Source organism: uncultured Aliivibrio sp., from assembly GCF_946479765.1.
Classification (GTDB): Bacteria; Pseudomonadota; Gammaproteobacteria; order Enterobacterales; family Vibrionaceae; genus Aliivibrio.
The window spans coordinates 83,601-101,082 of the sequence record NZ_CAMLHO010000002.1 but is presented as its reverse complement, the minus strand read 5'-3'; the positions used below and the strand labels follow the sequence as shown (position 1 = coordinate 101,082).

The following is a 17,482-nucleotide window of genomic DNA, read 5'->3' as shown; positions in this document are numbered from 1 at the left end:
TATAGCCAAAATGGATCGCGTTACTGCTGCCTATCGCTTACTTTTTATACAGCAATAAACAACAGGCATAACAATGCCCACTCAGCTAAGAGCGTGACAAGGTAACTACAGATTAGGGTGTTGAGGGTGAGAGCTCGCTCTGCTTAACAGAGAGCCCCATGCGGCTTAGTAGATTGTTGGCCATCTTAGTGATGTTAGGTATGTCTGTGCTGACCGCCCAGCCTTTGGCTTTGATGCGTTCAACTAGCTTGCGTGAGATATAGGTAAGACGATCCACTGGCTTCATGTCTGCCAGTTTGATGGTGTAGCTAGAAGTTGCTTGTGCGTGCCTGTACTCCCATACGCGCAGGATATTGCTCTGGCAGTATGTCTTTAAGGCGATGTCCGCGTCGTATTGCTCGTAGCGTTTTTCGGCTTCTATTTTGCGGCGTTGGATCTCGATTGAACGTAGGCGTTCAAGCTCTTCATTCTTAACACCGAGTAGCTCGTAATAGAGTGGCGTTGTACATAGCGTTCTTGGCAGGCGTCCATCGTGCATTATGTCCTGGATAGATTGCCCACTATGTTCTGGCTCGTACAAGATCCCCATAATAACTAGCTCTTTCATGATCCATGAGATAGTAGAGCTTGATACATTAATCTCTTTACCTATCTCAATGCATAAGCGAGTTACGTTGATGCAACCTGTTACTGCGTCTGAGTTGTAAGAAATCCAACGCAGAGTATTCTCGATGTTTTGTTTATGATCAGATCTAAATGATAGATTACGTTTACGCATACCTACTTCAATTAGCTTATGCACCAAACATGGCCATAACGCACTAACCCATGCGCCGTGCTTTTCGATAGTGTTGAACGCTTTACGATTCAGTGTCGGTATGTGTTTCTTCTTACGCTTCGCATAAGGAATAACTTCGAGTTCAGCATTAAGAGATTCTTGCGGATGCCAAACAGGAGCTATTGCCCACTTGCGAGAGTGATTTGTTCTTAACTCAAGAGGTGCCGTGTCGTTACTTTCCGAGCGCATACGACTAAGCGCAGCGAGCGGTTGCTCACTGTGCTTGTTTTCGTCGTTAATGTGCTTGGTTGTATTCACTAATGTATCTCTTAAATTATTAAATAAAGGTAATGCTGTTGTTCATGTTGATTATTTAACTACAGGGACTCCGTAGCCATTGGCCAGTGTGCTTTTCAAATTTGTAGTGACGTAGCCTTTCTTCTAAATTAAACTTAATTGTGACGATGTTTTCATTACGCATACGATCTATGCAGCCTACGATTTTACGTGAGGTAAAACGGTCGCTTTTCTTTTCAGCTTCATCGACAGCAAGCAATAACTCAAGCAATCCGCCACCTCGATTAGCCGAGTAAATATCCTTGTAGAGCTGTTTAGTTGTTACTGACTTATTTGCTGTTTTCATATCAACACCTAACAACCTAAAGCTTCATCTAATCGCTGTCTTCTGAGCTTATATTGCTTGTACTGAATTAATCGCTCAGATAATGATTTATGGCGTCTTATTTCAGTTTCTCTATGAAAAACAATGTGTGCCTTTTCTGATAAATCACACGCAATCATAACGCCGTGTTTTGTGCGAGTTTTATCAAGAACTGCAATAAGACCAAGAGCTCCTTCTGTGCGAACTGCCGCATAGAGCTCTTTGTAACTTGCTTTTATTAATGAGTTGTTTTTCATGGTTTCTTCCTTGCTAATCCGTGAGCTATATACCTAGTGATTAAGTTGATAGCTGACGACACATAAGTTAGTTGCAATACAACAAGAGCAGCATAAGCAACCATTAATGGCTCATATCCAGACAACGTAAAAGCGGTAGAAATAATTAACATTGCAGGAATGGATATTAGAAGCCCCGCAAACAAGAAGCGCGCAAAAGCTGAGATGCAATACTTCCAACCTTTAGTCACATTAAGCGCATTAGATTGCGAAAGATGCTTGTCATACATAGCTCCCCACACATCAAAGCGCTCATCACAGGGCTCGTTATACGCATGTTGAGCCATGTATCTTTTGGCCATGAAAAGCAAAAACTCTTGTTTACTTGTAATTGGTTTCATTCTGATAACTCCAGATGGTCAATACTCAAACCACCAACAGTGCCTGAGACTTTAAGTACAACTTCCCCACAAACAATCCAAGGCTCACTAGTAACAGTCCCTTCAAGGAAATTCTTTTTATTTGCTATTAACGGGTAGTACTTAACTTTTGCACCGACAGGAAATTCCTTTGTAGCTTCTGGTATTGTCCAAACTGTCATATTTAATCACCTTGATGGTTTACTTTATGGATACTCATTGCCGCAGAAAGGGCAGTAACTCATAGCTAAATTAGTACCGCCGTTTGTTTTGTTTTTGGCGCGAGTTTCGTCTTTTTTAATTTTGTAATAATCAAAAGAAACCCTAATCATCACGTTGTTTTCTTTACCGTCAACCCTAATAAATCGATTTTGATACTCGACGTTAAATGTCGATTTATCTGCGTCATTAGGTAGGTCACTTGCTATCTTTTCGGTTATTTCAGCTAGTGTTTCACTCAAGCAATTACACATTATTACGATCCTTTTTAGAGTTGGCTCTTGCCATGAAAAACCCAGTCCCAATCAATTAACTTAATATCACTGCGTGTATGTTCAACAGCTCTTGCGGAGCAGTCTTTACATGATCGATAGGTGATAGAGCTATATGAGCCTTCTATTTTCCATCTGTGCCACAATAGACATCTCTTACCGCGCGTTGAGATAGCCCTCATTAACAAGAAACTCTAGATATGACATGCCACAAACTTGCCCAATCTTCTAAGTGAGCAACCGATGGCGCATGGCCATTTTGCTGCATATATGCAATCGACATTTTTGCGATAAATTCTTGTTGCTGCATCATAATGCTGCACCTAGGTAGTTTTTATATAACTCAGTCCAACCCGCCAGCTGCGAATCAACAGGAGCGCGATCATGATTCTGCATGTAAGCAATAACCATCTTTACTAAGAAAGCTTCCAAACTCAGCATCACGTAACCCTCAGTCGGTAGCCACCGTTATTCCACGGCTCTAAAATTGATTGTTGGAGCAGTAGATTTAATATCTGCTTGCTTTGTTCTTGTGGCATCCCAAAGGCTGCTTTTAACCCTCGATAACTAGGCTTTACAGCACCGCTTAAAATAGCTTCCTTCGCTTCATTAAGAACACTTGCAGCAAAGTGCATCTCAAGTGTTTTGTCTGTACTTACACTTGGCAATACACTTTGAATTTGCTGACTTACACTTGGCGGTGTAACCGTTGTATTTTCTGGGCTTGATACACTTCTTACACTTGCTTCAAGTGTGTTTAATGAATGTAAAGTGAGAGCCATGACGACAGAAACCACCTCGATAGATACCGCTATAAACAAGGTGATTTTTGAGTCGTACTGGCTCAAAATTGAAGAGTCTTTTGTGTTTGATTGCGCGTGATAAAGCGCATTCAACTCGTCAGTGACACGAGAAATTTTGATTGCTGTTCCATCTGCTTTTGATGGTTGGTTAGCACCTAGCTGCGATCTAGAAAGTAACTGTAAATTTTCCAACTCCAGTTTCTTATTGTTGATTTGTTCGGTTATGGCCACGTTCTGCTTAGTGACTACCGTCATTTGATTTGCACCTTTCTCGATAGCTGAGATAGAAGCGATGGTACTTATCACCATAAGTGAGCCTGTTAGAGCAACAAGAAGTAGGGCAATAAATGAATTCTGTTTAGCGACAGTGGGTATAAAAGTAGGTGAAATGGTTTTCACCAAATCAAGAGTGATCCCAATAATCGCAAATATAGCCGCCACACCAATGGCAGAGCCTAATTCGTACATGAATGAATACGTTAGATATGCAGATGTAATCGCACACGAAAGCAATACAAGCATGCAAAATGCTTTAGCTAGTGAAGCTAAGGAAATATTCATAATACAGCCCTGAATTAAAGAGGCATTGGTGGAGTGGCGTCAGAGCCAAACTCTGTTGCTACCGATAAAAGCGTTGAAGCTAGATCATGATCACCAAGATCGTAGGCCATCTGCGACAGAGAGCCGATTTGATTAGTTAGGCTTTCACGCATTTTTTCAGAGCGGAAATGAAAAGAGGTATCAGGTGTGCTGTTTTCTTTCATAGCTTCCATTTGGAATTGATAACCTTGAAGTAATCCGTTGTATACAACAGTAAGTGCGCTAGTGCTTGTCATGATCCGTATTCTCTCGAATAACAACCTGTCGGTCGTTGTTTAACGTAATAATGGCTATTTTTTCATGGGGAAATATGAGCATTTCCTCAGCGAATTTATTGTGTTTTATTTCCATTTCAACAATGGCGCGGTAGAAGTTCGACGAATATTCACAATCAGGAATAACGCTGATTAATTGGTGCTTTGTTACTGAGAATATTTGTACTGAAACCATGCTTATGCCACGTAACTATCTTTAGGGATTTTCACATCCCAACCCGCCGCCTCTAATGAAGCCATAACCATTTGCGCTTGATTTACATAAATGGTTGAGCATTTACCTATCTGAAGGGTTGGAATTTGATGTCTATGAGCCATAGATCGCACTGCTTCAAGTGTTAATCCGTGCTTTTGGGCGTACTCCCTTAAAGGAATAGGGGCCATATCTGGCTGGATGATTATTACTGGACGCTGACTATTTTCATTCATTTGCTGTATCCTCTAAAAGTTTTACTGGTGCAGTCTGGTGCAATAGCCTGCAATACCACCCATATGTCTGGATTATTCCAGACAAACGTCAGGAGGTCAACATGTCTTTTGAAAAAAAATTAAAAGCTATAATTAAGGAAGAAGGTTATTCGCAAGCAGGTTTTGCTAGTGAGATAGGGATATCAACGTCAACAGTGGAAAAGTATATTTCTGGAAAGCAAGATCCAGCAGGAGGAGTTATGCTAAGAATCGTAAATCATGAGCAATTTAAAAAGTACACACTGTGGCTAATGACTGGTGATGTTAAACCAGATGCCGGACAAGTTTGCCCGGCCTTCTCAACTCAAGAGAAGTGCGGATTAATTACTGGAGAAGTCGATTCTCAGAAAATGGCTTAACGGTATTAGCCATTACTTTTTATCGTTGGGGAGGGCATGTCAATGTCTATTAAATCCATTCCTAACGGTTATGAGGTCGATTGTCGTCCGCAAGGTCGAAGCGGTACACGATATAGAAAAAGATTTAGAACTAAAGCAGAAGCAGTTCAGTATGAACGATGGCTTATTGCAACGAAAAATCAGAAGGGCTGGATAGAAACCGAAAAAGATAAAAGGCCTTTATCTGAATTGATTCACCTATGGCACAAGCATCATGGGCAGCAGCTAAAAAGCGGAGACAAGGACGTGATGCACTTATTGAAATTAAATCAGGAGCTAGGTGAACCGAAGGTTTATCAAGTAACAAAAAATTTATTTTCAGATTATCGTGCAAATATGTTAACGAAAGGAAACTCGGCTTCTACAATAAACAGAAATCACACTAGATTAAGTGGAGTATTTACTGTTCTCATTGGATTGGGAGAGATTAATGGCGAGCACCCATTAAAAGGAATTACTCGCTTAAAAGTAGCGTCGACTGAAATGGGATTTTTGAGTATTGATGAAATTCGGCAATTGTTAGCGCACCTAGAAGGGGACGCGTTAAAAATAGCAAAGCTTAGTCTAGCAACTGGGTGTCGCTGGGGTGAAGTTATTAACCTGAAAAGCACGAATCTAGTTGCAGGAAAGGTTATTTTTGTAGATACCAAAAATGGAAAAAACAGGACAGTGCCTATAACTCAGTCATTATTTGATGAGGTATATACAGGGAGGAGTGGGTTGTTATTTAAGTTGCAATATAAAGACTTTTATCAAACCTTTAAAAGTCTTGGCTTTGAGCTCCCAAAAGGACAGGCCATCCATGTATTGAGGCATACATTTGCAAGTCATTTTATTATGAATGGAGGGAATATTTTGACGTTACAAAAAATTCTAGGACATTCATCTGTGCTGCAAACTATGACTTATGCACACCTTGCTCCTGACTACTTAAGTGAGGCGATGGAGTTAAATCCCTTGTCCACATTATGACCCAACAGATGCAGTAACATGCAATAGTCTGCCACAGTTATAACTTGTAACTGATTGATTGATAATGTAAGTTATTGATTATTACCGCAAGAAAGAGGCTCCTTGTGAGCCTTTTTTTTATTTTAACAAAAAGAATAAAGAAGTTGATGAATCATGAGTATTGAACAGACATTAGAAGAGTTGAGACAACAGCTGAACTACCACGCGTATCGATATTATGTTGAAGATAGCCCAGAGCTACCTGATGCAGAATACGATCGCATGATGCAACAATTACTTTCTATTGAATCTGAACACCCAGAACTCGTGACTCTTGATTCTCCAAGTCAACGAGTGGGTGGAGAAGCGTTAGATGGCTTTACTCAAGTTCAGCATGAGATCCCAATGCTTTCTTTGGATAATGCGTTTAACGATGCAGAGTTAGAGGCGTTTGAGAAGAAAATGAATGTCCGTCTTATCTCAACGTCAGTGCCATTATTTTGCTGTGAGCCTAAATTAGATGGCCTTGCGGTGAGTCTTTTGTATGTTAATGGCAAGTTGGTTCAGGCGGGGACTCGTGGTGATGGGTCAACGGGTGAGAATATCACAGAGAATGTAAGAACGATCCGCTGTATTCCATTAACGCTACAAGGTGAAGGCTGGCCAACTCGTTTAGAGGTTCGTGGTGAAGTCTTTATGCCAAAAGCAGGTTTTGATGCGTTAAATGAACGAGCGTTAAAACGTGGAGAAAAACCGTTTGCCAATCCACGTAATGCCGCAGCAGGTAGTTTGCGTCAATTAGATTCAAAGATCACCGCGACTCGTCCATTAAGTTTTTATGCGTACAGTGTTGGCGTGATTGGTGGTGGTGAATTAGAAGCAAGTCATTACCAACGCTTTGTCCAATTAAAAGGATGGGGGCTTCCTATGTGTGAAGAGACAAAACAATGTCATTCACTCAATGAAGTTAAAGCGTATTACAAAGACATTCTTGAGCGTCGTGATGCACTGAAATATGAAATCGACGGCGTGGTAATTAAAGTGGATGATATTGCGCTGCAAGAGCAGTTAGGTTTCGTTGCAAGAGCGCCACGCTGGGCAATTGCCTATAAATTTCCAGCACAAGAAGAGCTAACAGTACTTAATGATGTTGAATTCCAAGTGGGACGCACTGGAGCAATTACGCCAGTTGCAAAACTTGAACCTGTTTTTGTTGGTGGGGTAACCGTAAGTAATGCCACGCTACACAATGCTGATGAAATTGCTCGTTTAGGCGTTCATATTGGAGATACAGTGATCATTCGTCGTGCAGGTGATGTGATCCCACAAATTGTCTCTGTTGTCGAGGCTCGTCGCCCAGAAGGCAGTAAGGCCATTGTTTATCCAACAACGTGTCCTGTATGTGAGTCTTTATTGGAAAGAGTTGAAGGCGAAGTCGTAACACGTTGTGGTGCAGGTTTAGTCTGCCCAGCACAACGTAAAGAAGCACTAAAGCATTTTGTGTCACGCAAAGCGTTAGATGTCGATGGCTTAGGTGACAAAGTGGTTGAGCAATTAGTCGATAAAGAGATGGTAGAAACACCAGCTGACTTATTTAAGCTATCCGCAGGCATTATAACGGTATTAGAGCGAATGGGACCTAAGTCGGCTCAAAATGTGGTGGATGCATTAAATAAAGCTAAAACAACCACATTACCTCGATTCTTATATTCATTAGGTATACGTGAAGTCGGTGAAGCAACGGCTGCCAACTTAGCAATACATTTCTCTACTTTAGAGGCAGTTCAAGCGGCAACGTTTGAGCAGCTTATAGAAGTGAGCGATGTTGGTGATATCGTTGCTAAGCACGTCTTACACTTCTTTTCTGAGCCGCATAACAAATCCGTTATAGAAGATCTGCAAGCGATGGGCGTTCATTGGCCTGAAATAAAAGCACTTGATGAATCTGTACCACAACCATTAGCGGGTAAAGTCGTGGTTCTTACTGGAACACTGCATAAATTAAATCGTAATGAAGCTAAAGCTGCACTGCAAGAGTTGGGTGCAAAAGTGACAGGCAGTGTCTCTAAAAAGACGGATATTCTTTTTGCTGGAGAAGCTGCGGGGTCTAAATTAACCAAAGCTGAAGAGTTAGGTATTGAAATTATGAATGAAGAGCAGTTAATTGAGTTGTTAAATTAACAATAAAAAACCGATTACTTAAAACGAAAAGGAGCCTAGTGCTCCTTTTTTTATATCTGAAATCAATCGTGTTTATTATTAATAACGGCCAAAAAGGACATAGTTGACGTTTATTCACGATAGGTTTGTGTGTTGCCTTGTTTTTATAAAATAGAGTGATATGCGTCGCATTGAGTCTTTTTTTATATTTGTAACCTGCTGTTTTAGCTTTGAAAGATGTTTTTTGATAATTATTGATCTGTTTAATTTGATCTTAATCACTAATGCGAAAGAAGTTTGCGCTCGCTCATATTTTTTTTATTGAAAATTAAGTTTTTGTTTTATGTTTTTTTTGAAGGGTTTAGTATTTATCTCATGGATGCACGGAGTGTATGCAGGAAAAAATATAAGGTAATTACAATTTTTAAATTTCCTTTTCTTATTTAAAAATTGTGTGAATTAGGAGAGTTATTTACAGTTTTCGGCGGCCAACTTAAAGCTTGTAAATAACGAACACAGCTATATCCATTTTTAGGAGTTTTATTCCATGGAAAACAAATTTTTTAAAACGACATTATTAGGTGCAGCCGTTGCTTTAGCATCATCAGGTGTAACTGCAAAAGAAGTCGGTATTAACTCTGACTTTAACGTAGAAGTGTACGGTGTTGCTGCTATCTCACTAGTTAACTATAACACTACTGATAATAACGATAAAAGTTCAGGTTACGCTGTAGAGAATGAATCCCGAATTGGTTTTCGTGCGCATAAAGAAATGTTTGAAAATGTCTTAATTACGATGCAAATCGAATCTGGTTATGTTGATAGTACGGATTGGTCTCACGGTGGTGTTTCTGGTGGTGTGTTAGGTTTTCGTGATACTTTTGTTGGGGCTTCTGGTGATTGGGGTAATGTACGTGTTGGTCGTATTCTTACGCCATTATATGAAATTGTTGACTGGCCTTTCTCTAACCCAGGTTTAGGTTCTGTATTCGATTGGGGCGGAATTAATGGCCACTACGATCGTCAATCAAACCAAGTGCGTTATGATTCTCCTAAGTTTGGTGGCTTCTCATTTGCCGCTTCAGTTGGTCGTGATGATAATGACAATGGTGGTGGTGCTGCAACTCGTGATGCTAATTTTATTGGTGCTAATGCAAAATATAGCTTCGAAAAAATTACATTTATGGGTGGTGTTGAATCGGGTACTCGTGTAGTTGCTGAAACCGGTGATGAATGGGCAATTGGTACAGCTGCTGACGTAACTAATAAAGTAAAAGATGCGGATAAAGTATTAGTTACTGAAGGTGACAATTATCTTAAATCTAAAGGTGCTGCAGGATACGACAGTGATACGTTCGCATATATTGTAGGTTTTGAAGCTAGTCTTCCTGCTGGCTTTGGGATTGCTGCTGCTTATAAAGGCGAAGAGGTCGATGGTGGTGGTGAGAAAGTAACTCAAGATTCTTACTCTATTATTGGTCAATACTGGAATGGTCCTGTAGGTTTCAAGCTAGGCTATGCTGCTAACTTAGACTCAGAAACTAATGGTAAAACAGATAAAGATAGTGACAGTAATACTATTTCTGGTCAGTTAATGGCAGTACATAACGGTTTTGTTCCTTACCTTCGTGTAGCTGGTCGTACTGTGGGTGCCGCAGATACTGATATCGTAACTCGCGTTGGTTTAGAGTACGGTTTCTAAGGCAATTATTACTTAGTTAATCTTCAAAAAACGCTGGCAATTTTTGTCGGCGTTTTTTACTTTAGGGCATTTAAAATTTAAGGTGTAAATTAATATGTATAAAATAATTTTAGGACTAAGCGCGATATTACTTAGTGGGTGCTCTACATTATCTAGTGATGATGATTTTTCTAATGCCATTAATGAAGTGGAGAGGAAAGCTAGTTATATTTCTATAGAAGCGAAGAATATAAATCCAATAGAAAATAAAGGCGTTGGAGCTAATGCATTAAGAAACACATCTCAATTAACCGCAAATTATTCAACAGCATCTAAAGCCGTTCCTGAATCATATATGACCGTTGAATTAAGTTATTTTAAGTCAAATTATGAATATGGTTTCGTTTCGTTTCGAGGAATTGAGGAGAAAATAACGGCTTATTCTCCATCAACAGAATCTTGCTCTGAGCACTGTACTGCGACACAGTATTTCACCTTCCCAATAGATAATAAAGAAATTGAATTATCAGCAAAAGATGGTTTAACTTACGTAGTTAAAACAAAAAATGAACAGTCTAAATTATCGTTCACTATTCCTGCTGGTTATTTTCAAGCGATTTTAGAGGAGAAGGCGCTTCAGTTACAAAATATTCCAGTTGTTGCTATGAAGCAGCAGGCTGTTGAAGTGAAAATAGTAGAAACAAAACCGGTAGAGATGACTAAATATTGGTTTGGTGACGCAACAGCTTCAGAGCAAGAGCAATTCAGCGAATGGGCTTTTGCAAATAGAAAGTCAATCAGTTCTCCATTAAAATCAGAATCTAAATCGGTAGAGATGTTAAGCTATTGGTATGAGAAAACGTCGGTTGAAGAGAAAGCTAGTATTTTGACGTGGTTATTGAATCAATCGTAATGCTTGGAAATTAATTAATTTTTAAAGAATATCAAGTGCGACCTAGTCCGCACTTTTTTTTTATTTTAAATAAATACTTCTAATTTAAAGTGAAATTAGAGTGATTTAGATCTGTGTTTTCAATCGATATGTGTATGTTTTTTGAGATTCCAGTCTCTTTTGTTTTATTTTTAATCATTACGGTTTCTTTTATGTTTTTGTTATCTTGTTGATTTTTATTGATTATATTTTTTTATAAATTATTGAGTTTGAACTTTGTCACTCAAAAAACAGAACTATATTTTCTTTGTGAAAAAACATTGGCATAATCCGCTTCAGACAATAAATCTAGTGCGTGGTTCATTTCGGCGACCGACTTAAATATCCATGCATTACTACATAAGTTAAATGAAGGAATTATGACTATGTTTAATAAAACTCTTTTAGGTTCAGCAGTACTTGCTGCAATGATGGCTACTTCTGCAAATGCTGCGATTCCACTGGCTGGTGATGCAGTACAAGTATATGGGCAAGCAACCGGTGCCATTATGGTGGATTCACACAAAACTAAAGATTCAGCAATGAATGTTGATGTTGAATCGCGCATTGGTTTTAGAGGTGTAGTTGAATTTGATTCGCTTTCCCCAAATCTTGTATGGCAAATTGAAGGTGGGAATGCAAATGGTGCTGCGGGTGCTTTTGGTGTTCGTGATACTTTTGTAGGTTTAGATTTTGAAAGCGTTGGTTCAATCAAATGGGGTCGTCAATTAGTTGCTGCTTATAATTATGTTGATTGGCCTCACTCAAACCCAGGTTTAGGTAATGTTTTTGATTGGAATAATGACTTAGGAGTTGCTTATCAAGATCGTGCATCAAATACGATCCGTTTTGATTCGGTATCGATGGGAGGATTAGGAATTCAAGCAACTATCGGTGGTATGGAAAATACGACTGATTCACTAGTTGCAAGTATTGCAGCAAACTATAATGGTGATGGGTATAGTGTACACGGTGGTTATTATTCTCGTGGAGAGTACACTGTAAAAGGTACTGTAGATAAACCTTTAATCGCAGATCCAACGGATCCAACTAGTCTAATACCAAATCCTGATTATGGGAAAGACACTACAACACCATATTATGCTAGTTCTTATGCAATTATTGGTGGTAATGTTGCTTTAGGTGATGTCACATTAACGGCTGCTTATAAGCATATGATGGCTGATACCCAAACTGGTGATTCAACGCAAGGTGCTTTTTCTGCTACGGCACAATATGTAAATAATGGGACTTGGTTGTATAAAGCAGGTTTCGCAATGACAACAGATGCTGAAATTGATGGTAAAGATAAAAAAGAAAGTGGTGATATGGCTTTAACTGCTCGTGTTGGGTACTTACTACCAAGTGCAATTATCTATTCAGATATCCGTCATTATGACATGAATGGTAATTTAGAAGGTGACGACATGACGCGCTTTATGTTAGGTATCGAATACTACTTCTAATCCTAACCAGACATTAAATAAAGAAGAAAAGGTGAATAGTATTTATTCACCTTTTTTATTTAAATTTAGAGGGTATAAAATGAAAAAAATACTAATGCTTTTAGTTATGTTGGTTGCATTACCTTCATTTGCTAATGTAAATGTAAAATTCAGCCATGACATTGAATTACTAGCAATTAATGGTTCTGAAGATATTGGAGACTCATGGTTTGCAAGTGTTAAGGAAGCTGAATTAAAAAATGGACATAATCAATTATTGGTCCGAATAGCTAAATTAATACCTCAAGCAGGAGAGTGGGAAAAGTTTAATTCGAAACCTGTGATAGTTGAGTTTATGGCTAATAATGCGGAAATCACTATTTCTCCAAAAATTAAAATAGATAGTAAACAAAAAGCTGACGTATTTAATCAATCACCAAGTTTTGAACTGCTAAGCGTCGATGGTATTACAATTGAATCTAGTGTTTTAATTCTTCCGGGTAAAGTATCTACATTAATTGGTTATGAAAAACCATTACTAGAGTTTAATGAAAAAAGAATGAATAGAGATAATATTGGTCAGGATAGGATACTTAATGAGATTAAATCTAAATATATTTTATTAAATGAATCGGATAGGAAAAGTTTTTTACAATGGGCTATTAGCCAATAAAATGATCAGAACATCAGATACTACCATTGTAGATTTACCTTATGGTGCTAAAATAGCGCACAAATTATGTGATGCTGAACAAATTCAGCTCAACCTCTTCAAAAAGGTAATTACAATGACGGTTAAAACGCGTTTTGCTCCAAGCCCAACAGGCTACCTTCACGTTGGTGGTGCACGTACTGCACTTTACTCATGGCTTTTTGCTAAAAACCAAGGTGGCGAATTTGTTCTTCGTATTGAAGATACTGACCTTGAGCGTAACTCTCAAGAAGCGGTAGACGCGATCATTGAAGGTATGCACTGGATGGGAATGGAATGGGATGAAGGTCCTTATTACCAATCTAAGCGTTTTGACCGTTATAATGAAGTAGTTGACCAACTACTTGCAGAAGACAAAGCTTACAAATGTTATGCATCAAAAGAATTGCTAGATGAGATTCGTGCAGAGCAAGAAGAAAACAAAGAAATGGCTCGCTATGATGCAAACCACCCTAAAATTGTTGCTGCTAATGCTGCAGCAAAAGAAGGCGATGCTTCTGTTATTCGTTTCCGTAACCCTAAAGAAGGCTCGGTAGTATTTGAAGACCAAATTCGTGGTCGTATCGAGATTTCAAACAGCCAATTAGATGACTTAATCATTCGTCGTACCGATGGCGCACCGACTTACAACTTCGTAGTGGTTGTTGATGACTGGGATATGGGCATTACTCAAGTTATCCGTGGTGAAGACCATATCAATAACACTCCTCGTCAAATCAATATCTATGAAGCATTAGGTGTTCCTGTGCCTAAATTTGCACACTGTGCAATGATCCTTGGTGATGATGGTGCAAAACTGTCTAAGCGTCATGGCGCAGTATCAGTAATGCAATACCGTGACGAAGGTTACCTACCAAATGCACTAAACAACTATTTAGTACGTTTAGGTTGGTCTCATGGTGATCAAGAGATCTTCTCTCAAGAAGAAATGATTAGCCTATTTAGCCTAAATGCGGTGAGTAAATCAGCATCAGCTTTCAATACAGATAAACTGTTATGGTTAAACAACCATTACATTAAAACGTCTGAGCCAGAGTATGTTGCTAAATACCTACAATGGCACTTAGATCAAAAAGAGATCTCTCTAGAAAACGGTCCAGCAGTTACTGAAGTTATTACTCTAGTTGGTGAGCGTTGTAATACGCTTATCGAATTAGCAGATCAATCTCGCTACTTCTACCAAGATTTTGAAGAGTTCGAAGCGGGTGCTGCGAAGAAACATCTACGCGGTGTTGCTAAAGAGCCTTTAGAGTTAGCATTAACTAAAGTTAAAGCATTAGAAGAGTGGACGACTGAAAGCCTTCATAACCTAATCGCTGAAGTGTGTGCAGAGCTAGAAATTGGCATGGGCAAAATTGGTATGCCATTACGTGTAGCGGTAACTGGTGGCGGTCAATCTCCATCAGTAGATGCGGTAATGCAATTGATTGGTAAAGAGCGTGTAGTTGCTCGTATCAACATGGCATTAGCGTTCATTGCAGAGCGTGAAGCTAACGCACAGTAATACGAAGTAATAGATACAACAAAGCCGCTGAATAAAATTAATTGTTCAGCGGCTTTTTTATTTTCGCTTTTCTTCTATTACGTTATTTTATCTTCTAATGCATTGACGATGCAGTTTTTACCATTTAGCTTATGGCGTGAACGAAGTATAAGAATCAATACAATGACAAGAATAATAATTAAGACTTGAAAGAACAAGCGTTTGCTTTGAGATACACTCAGCTCTTGTTGTTGTTTCTGTTTTTGCAAAGTGTTAATCAATACTCTTTCGGTTTCAATTACGGTATTTCGTAACTCAAGTGCTTCATAAGCTTTCTGTGAATTATTTATGTGTATTGTATTTAATGTTTCGCGATGTTTTTTTTGTGCTTCTAAAGCGGCTTTATAGTTATGAGCAAACTCAAGTATCTGTGATTTTAGTAAATAGGATTCAGATAACTCTAATTTATTTTGTGCCGCCATTGATTTTTCAATTGCTATGTTAATGTATTTTAAGGATTTATTAGGGTTTTCATAGTTTAAATATATTTGACTTAATGATTGATTGATATTAACAGTCAAGGTTGAATTGGTGTTTTGTTCTTGTGTATTTAATGCCAATAGCAAGTATTCAATTCCTTCGTCATTAAGACCTTTCTTATAAAGAATTTTGCCAAGAGTATAGTAGGCGAGTACCTGAGTTCGTATAGTGCTAGTTTCTTTTAAGTCATTTAGTGCTGAGTATGAAAGCGCTTCAGCTTTATCGTATTTATTTAAAGCTAAATTAATTTTGGCTAATTGAATTTTTGATTGAGCTATTTTTTGTGGGATATTTCGATCTATACGGATCTCTAAGGCTTTTTCAGCATATTCTTGAGCTCTGTTTAAGTGTTTCATCTTTAATAATAAAGTTGCAATATTCGTATAGGCAGTATCATTAATATCGTGAGACTTACTAAAACTCAGCGCTTTTTCATTTGCAAGTAGAGCAGCGTCTAGATTACTCGTACCTTGGTAGCTTAAAGCAAGTAGACGATAGGCCCATTTTATATCAATGAAATGGCTTGATGTTTTCTCTAGGTGTTTAATGGCCGATTGGCAATAAAACTCAGCAATAAAATAGTTACCAAGGCTAAGGTTTGAGCGGCATAGTTTTAATGCTAATAAAGAATCTAAATCAGGATCGTTAAGAGAATGTGTAATGATTTGAGCTGATTTTATCTGCTCTAATGCTTTTTTTTCTTTTCCCTCATCACTCAGATCCATAGAAGTTAATAGTAAAAACTCTGCTTTTTCATAAGGATGTTGGCTTTTTTCGACAGTTTTATGCTGGTAAGTGTGCCCTCGGCGAGTCACAAAGCCATGTATACGGGTGGCAACGTAGATACGTTCTGTGCTCGGTTCTATCGTGGAATAAACCTCTTCAAGCATCGCTAACGCAGTGTCTGGGGATTCAATTCTGTTGTGGTGATAACGTTTCTGCCACTCGTTATCCTCCATCTGTGTGTTAGCGGATAAAGAAAAGCTTATTAGTAAGAAGAATGCACCAATAAGAGAGCCAAATTGTCCTAGCATAATATTTAATTAGTATTTTGTTCTGATTGTATGGAGGGTATCGTAAGCAGAGAGAAAAAACGAGAGGTATGGGACGCAAAAATGAAAGAAACCACAAATAGTGTGGTTTCTTTAAAATTCAGAGAGGTGTTCGCTTTATTGAACGTCTGATTTGTGCATGACATCGCCAATTTGAATGCTATTAAGCAGTTGTGGTTGGTTAATCGTTAATTCAGCATTTTGCTCATAAACTCGAGAGACCGTTAATGTAATTTCGGTTTTAGAGACTTTATTACGTGGTAAACCACTTTGGTCAATAAATGAACCAGTGTGCCAAAGATCTAATTTATCACCTTTTTTAACGCCGTGAATACGACCAAGATCCATCGTTATACGATTATTGTTAATGCTTACTATCTGTGGAAGTGTCATCTTACAAGCAAACTGGTTTTCTAAATCAAGCATAATATCTCGATTTATTCTCAGTACCATCTCACCGTAAGCTGATGTCCAAAAACGAGCACTTTGAGTATCGACTTCACTGGTTTTTGGAAAATCCCATAAAGCAACGTCGCGATAATTATTGTTATAAATTGTTTGTCCTGTTTTACCATCCAAGACTGCAACTTCAAGAGCAAATTGTCGATTGATGGTGTCTTTTTTCAATAGGTTTTGATCGATTGTCGCACTTAAATCGGTGATCTTTCCTGAGAAAATATATTGTGCGCCGTGATCCTCTGCGATCATTTTTGCTACTTCAGGTTGACGTTTATCAATGCGGATATGTTCACTGCCAACAGAAATAAAGCTCTGAGATTCTTTGTCTAGTTGACGAGAGAAAATAGTACTAAGATCTTCGCCCAGCTGATAAACCTTACCCATTACCGCTTGTTGAGGTGAATCAATGGTGACTTCACTGGTCATTATTGTCTTCTTATACTGACCAATATGGCAACTATTTGCCGAAGGGTAGATATCGATACGGGTAGTAATATACAATTTTCCGTTTTTCTTTTTCTCTTTTACTATTTCAATGCTGCGAATTTCACTGCCACTAAATTGATAGCGCTTTTCATTAGACTCTAAAAAGACTTTGAGATCCTTCAGGCGGCTAATGTCCGCCCCTGAAAATAGCATTGCTTGATAAGCGGCATCTTCTAGTGCATGTGTTCTTGCCGCATTTTTATTGGTTAATACACTTGCTGAACCGGTTACTTCAAACCATTCAGCATGCGCTGGTAATGTGTAACTCATTGTTAATACTGAAATAACTAAAAATAATATTCTTTTCATTACTGATGTCTGCCAAATGGGTATGAAATTTGCTAACTAATATTTGTTGATTGATAAAAGTACTTACAAATTACGTTTCCTAAACTACTGCAATTTTTGTTCCTAGTTTAAATTTGACGCTTATTATTAGAGTAAGTATATAAA

At 38.4% G+C, this 17,482-nt stretch carries 21 protein-coding genes; 8 read left to right on the top strand and 13 right to left on the bottom strand.

Translation table 11 applies throughout. The features are described 5' to 3' along the window. Positions 1–112: 112 nt before the first annotated feature. From Q1K78_RS01640 to Q1K78_RS01590, 11 genes are all read right to left on the bottom strand, one after another. On the bottom strand, positions 113–1,096 hold the full coding sequence (locus tag Q1K78_RS01640) for a replication initiation protein (protein WP_300173736.1): 984 nt from the start codon (positions 1,094–1,096) through the stop codon (positions 113–115). A gap of 55 nt (positions 1,097–1,151) precedes the next feature. Continuing rightward, entirely contained in the window at positions 1,152–1,421 is a 270-nt protein-coding gene (locus Q1K78_RS01635; RefSeq protein ID WP_300173734.1) for a hypothetical protein, read from the bottom strand. An 8-nt stretch (positions 1,422–1,429) separates the two neighbouring features. Next, complete coding sequence (locus Q1K78_RS01630) at positions 1,430–1,696, bottom strand: hypothetical protein (RefSeq protein ID WP_300173733.1); 267 nt, start codon at positions 1,694–1,696, stop codon at positions 1,430–1,432. Next, positions 1,693–2,076 (bottom strand): hypothetical protein, encoded by a 384-nt coding sequence (locus tag Q1K78_RS01625; RefSeq protein WP_300173731.1) that lies wholly within the window; start codon positions 2,074–2,076, stop codon positions 1,693–1,695. The genes Q1K78_RS01630 and Q1K78_RS01625 overlap by 4 nt, the downstream gene beginning before the upstream one ends. Next, entirely contained in the window at positions 2,073–2,276 is a 204-nt protein-coding gene (locus Q1K78_RS01620; protein WP_300173729.1) for a hypothetical protein, read from the bottom strand. The genes Q1K78_RS01625 and Q1K78_RS01620 overlap by 4 nt, the downstream gene beginning before the upstream one ends. A 24-nt stretch (positions 2,277–2,300) precedes the next feature. After that, complete coding sequence (locus tag Q1K78_RS01615) at positions 2,301–2,555, bottom strand: hypothetical protein (protein ID WP_300173727.1); 255 nt, start codon at positions 2,553–2,555, stop codon at positions 2,301–2,303. 211 nt (positions 2,556–2,766) lie between these two features. Further along, the gene (locus Q1K78_RS01610) at positions 2,767–2,898 is read right to left on the bottom strand and encodes a hypothetical protein (protein ID WP_300173725.1); all 132 of its coding nucleotides are present in this window, start codon (positions 2,896–2,898) and stop codon (positions 2,767–2,769) included. Further along, on the bottom strand, positions 2,895–3,026 hold the full coding sequence (locus Q1K78_RS01605) for a hypothetical protein (RefSeq protein ID WP_300173723.1): 132 nt from the start codon (positions 3,024–3,026) through the stop codon (positions 2,895–2,897). The genes Q1K78_RS01610 and Q1K78_RS01605 overlap by 4 nt, the downstream gene beginning before the upstream one ends. Next, the gene (locus Q1K78_RS01600; RefSeq protein WP_300173721.1) at positions 3,026–3,949 is read right to left on the bottom strand and encodes a hypothetical protein; all 924 of its coding nucleotides are present in this window, start codon (positions 3,947–3,949) and stop codon (positions 3,026–3,028) included. Before Q1K78_RS01600 ends, Q1K78_RS01605 begins: the two co-directional genes overlap by 1 nt. 14 nt (positions 3,950–3,963) lie before the next feature. Further along, a complete protein-coding gene (locus tag Q1K78_RS01595; RefSeq protein WP_300173719.1) occupies positions 3,964–4,224 on the bottom strand; it encodes a hypothetical protein in 261 nt (86 codons plus the stop codon). A gap of 216 nt (positions 4,225–4,440) precedes the next feature. Beyond that, entirely contained in the window at positions 4,441–4,692 is a 252-nt protein-coding gene (locus Q1K78_RS01590) for a hypothetical protein (protein WP_300173717.1), read from the bottom strand. A gap of 101 nt (positions 4,693–4,793) precedes the next feature. On the opposite strand from Q1K78_RS01590, the gene Q1K78_RS01585 reads away from it, so the two are divergent. The 8 genes from Q1K78_RS01585 (at position 4,794) to gltX (ending at position 14,513) form a co-directional block, all read left to right on the top strand. Beyond that, on the top strand, positions 4,794–5,090 hold the full coding sequence (locus tag Q1K78_RS01585; protein WP_300173715.1) for a helix-turn-helix transcriptional regulator: 297 nt from the start codon (positions 4,794–4,796) through the stop codon (positions 5,088–5,090). A 42-nt stretch (positions 5,091–5,132) separates the two neighbouring features. Next, entirely contained in the window at positions 5,133–6,101 is a 969-nt protein-coding gene (locus tag Q1K78_RS01580; RefSeq protein WP_300173713.1) for a tyrosine-type recombinase/integrase, read from the top strand. Positions 6,102–6,254: 153 nt separating this feature from the next. Further along, positions 6,255–8,261, top strand: a complete 2,007-nt coding sequence (gene ligA / locus Q1K78_RS01575; RefSeq protein WP_300173711.1) for an NAD-dependent DNA ligase LigA — start codon at positions 6,255–6,257, stop codon at positions 8,259–8,261. A gap of 526 nt (positions 8,262–8,787) precedes the next feature. Beyond that, positions 8,788–9,942 carry a porin gene (locus tag Q1K78_RS01570; RefSeq protein WP_300173709.1) on the top strand — a complete coding sequence of 385 codons (1,155 nt, stop codon included), beginning with the start codon at positions 8,788–8,790 and terminating at the stop codon, positions 9,940–9,942. Between the two features lie 94 nt (positions 9,943–10,036). After that, positions 10,037–10,834 carry a hypothetical protein gene (locus tag Q1K78_RS01565; protein WP_300173707.1) on the top strand — a complete coding sequence of 266 codons (798 nt, stop codon included), beginning with the start codon at positions 10,037–10,039 and terminating at the stop codon, positions 10,832–10,834. A 404-nt stretch (positions 10,835–11,238) separates the two neighbouring features. After that, entirely contained in the window at positions 11,239–12,318 is a 1,080-nt protein-coding gene (locus Q1K78_RS01560; RefSeq protein WP_366899315.1) for a porin, read from the top strand. A gap of 79 nt (positions 12,319–12,397) precedes the next feature. Further along, complete coding sequence (locus tag Q1K78_RS01555) at positions 12,398–12,970, top strand: DUF2057 family protein (RefSeq protein WP_300173705.1); 573 nt, start codon at positions 12,398–12,400, stop codon at positions 12,968–12,970. Between the two features lie 115 nt (positions 12,971–13,085). Then, a complete protein-coding gene (gene gltX, locus Q1K78_RS01550; RefSeq protein ID WP_300173703.1) occupies positions 13,086–14,513 on the top strand; it encodes a glutamate--tRNA ligase in 1,428 nt (475 codons plus the stop codon). A 77-nt stretch (positions 14,514–14,590) separates the two neighbouring features. Here the strand turns inward: gltX and Q1K78_RS01545 are convergent, their stop codons facing one another. Continuing rightward, the gene (locus Q1K78_RS01545; RefSeq protein WP_300173701.1) at positions 14,591–16,066 is read right to left on the bottom strand and encodes a tetratricopeptide repeat protein; all 1,476 of its coding nucleotides are present in this window, start codon (positions 16,064–16,066) and stop codon (positions 14,591–14,593) included. A 135-nt stretch (positions 16,067–16,201) separates the two neighbouring features. Continuing rightward, the gene (locus tag Q1K78_RS01540; RefSeq protein WP_300173699.1) at positions 16,202–17,338 is read right to left on the bottom strand and encodes a flagellar assembly protein FlgT; all 1,137 of its coding nucleotides are present in this window, start codon (positions 17,336–17,338) and stop codon (positions 16,202–16,204) included. Positions 17,339–17,482 lie beyond the last annotated feature (144 nt).

Bases quoted from the DNA above. Each gene is read 5' to 3' on its own strand.
- Q1K78_RS01635 (WP_300173734.1), bottom strand. From the start codon at position 1,421: ATGAAAACAGCAAATAAGTCAGTAACAACTAAACAGCTCTACAAGGAT.
- Q1K78_RS01630 (WP_300173733.1), bottom strand. From the start codon at position 1,696: ATGAAAAACAACTCATTAATAAAAGCAAGTTACAAAGAGCTCTATGCG.
- Q1K78_RS01625 (WP_300173731.1), bottom strand. From the start codon at position 2,076: ATGAAACCAATTACAAGTAAACAAGAGTTTTTGCTTTTCATGGCCAAA.
- Q1K78_RS01620 (WP_300173729.1), bottom strand. From the start codon at position 2,276: ATGACAGTTTGGACAATACCAGAAGCTACAAAGGAATTTCCTGTCGGT.
- Q1K78_RS01610 (WP_300173725.1), bottom strand. From the start codon at position 2,898: ATGATGCAGCAACAAGAATTTATCGCAAAAATGTCGATTGCATATATG.
- Q1K78_RS01605 (WP_300173723.1), bottom strand. From the start codon at position 3,026: ATGCTGAGTTTGGAAGCTTTCTTAGTAAAGATGGTTATTGCTTACATG.
- Q1K78_RS01600 (WP_300173721.1), bottom strand. From the start codon at position 3,949: ATGAATATTTCCTTAGCTTCACTAGCTAAAGCATTTTGCATGCTTGTA.
- Q1K78_RS01595 (WP_300173719.1), bottom strand. From the start codon at position 4,224: ATGACAAGCACTAGCGCACTTACTGTTGTATACAACGGATTACTTCAA.
- Q1K78_RS01590 (WP_300173717.1), bottom strand. From the start codon at position 4,692: ATGAATGAAAATAGTCAGCGTCCAGTAATAATCATCCAGCCAGATATG.
- Q1K78_RS01585 (WP_300173715.1), top strand. From the start codon at position 4,794: ATGTCTTTTGAAAAAAAATTAAAAGCTATAATTAAGGAAGAAGGTTAT.
- Q1K78_RS01580 (WP_300173713.1), top strand. From the start codon at position 5,133: ATGTCTATTAAATCCATTCCTAACGGTTATGAGGTCGATTGTCGTCCG.
- ligA (WP_300173711.1), top strand. From the start codon at position 6,255: ATGAGTATTGAACAGACATTAGAAGAGTTGAGACAACAGCTGAACTAC.
- Q1K78_RS01570 (WP_300173709.1), top strand. From the start codon at position 8,788: ATGGAAAACAAATTTTTTAAAACGACATTATTAGGTGCAGCCGTTGCT.
- Q1K78_RS01565 (WP_300173707.1), top strand. From the start codon at position 10,037: ATGTATAAAATAATTTTAGGACTAAGCGCGATATTACTTAGTGGGTGC.
- Q1K78_RS01560 (WP_366899315.1), top strand. From the start codon at position 11,239: ATGTTTAATAAAACTCTTTTAGGTTCAGCAGTACTTGCTGCAATGATG.
- Q1K78_RS01555 (WP_300173705.1), top strand. From the start codon at position 12,398: ATGAAAAAAATACTAATGCTTTTAGTTATGTTGGTTGCATTACCTTCA.
- gltX (WP_300173703.1), top strand. From the start codon at position 13,086: ATGACGGTTAAAACGCGTTTTGCTCCAAGCCCAACAGGCTACCTTCAC.
- Q1K78_RS01545 (WP_300173701.1), bottom strand. From the start codon at position 16,066: ATGCTAGGACAATTTGGCTCTCTTATTGGTGCATTCTTCTTACTAATA.
- Q1K78_RS01540 (WP_300173699.1), bottom strand. From the start codon at position 17,338: ATGAAAAGAATATTATTTTTAGTTATTTCAGTATTAACAATGAGTTAC.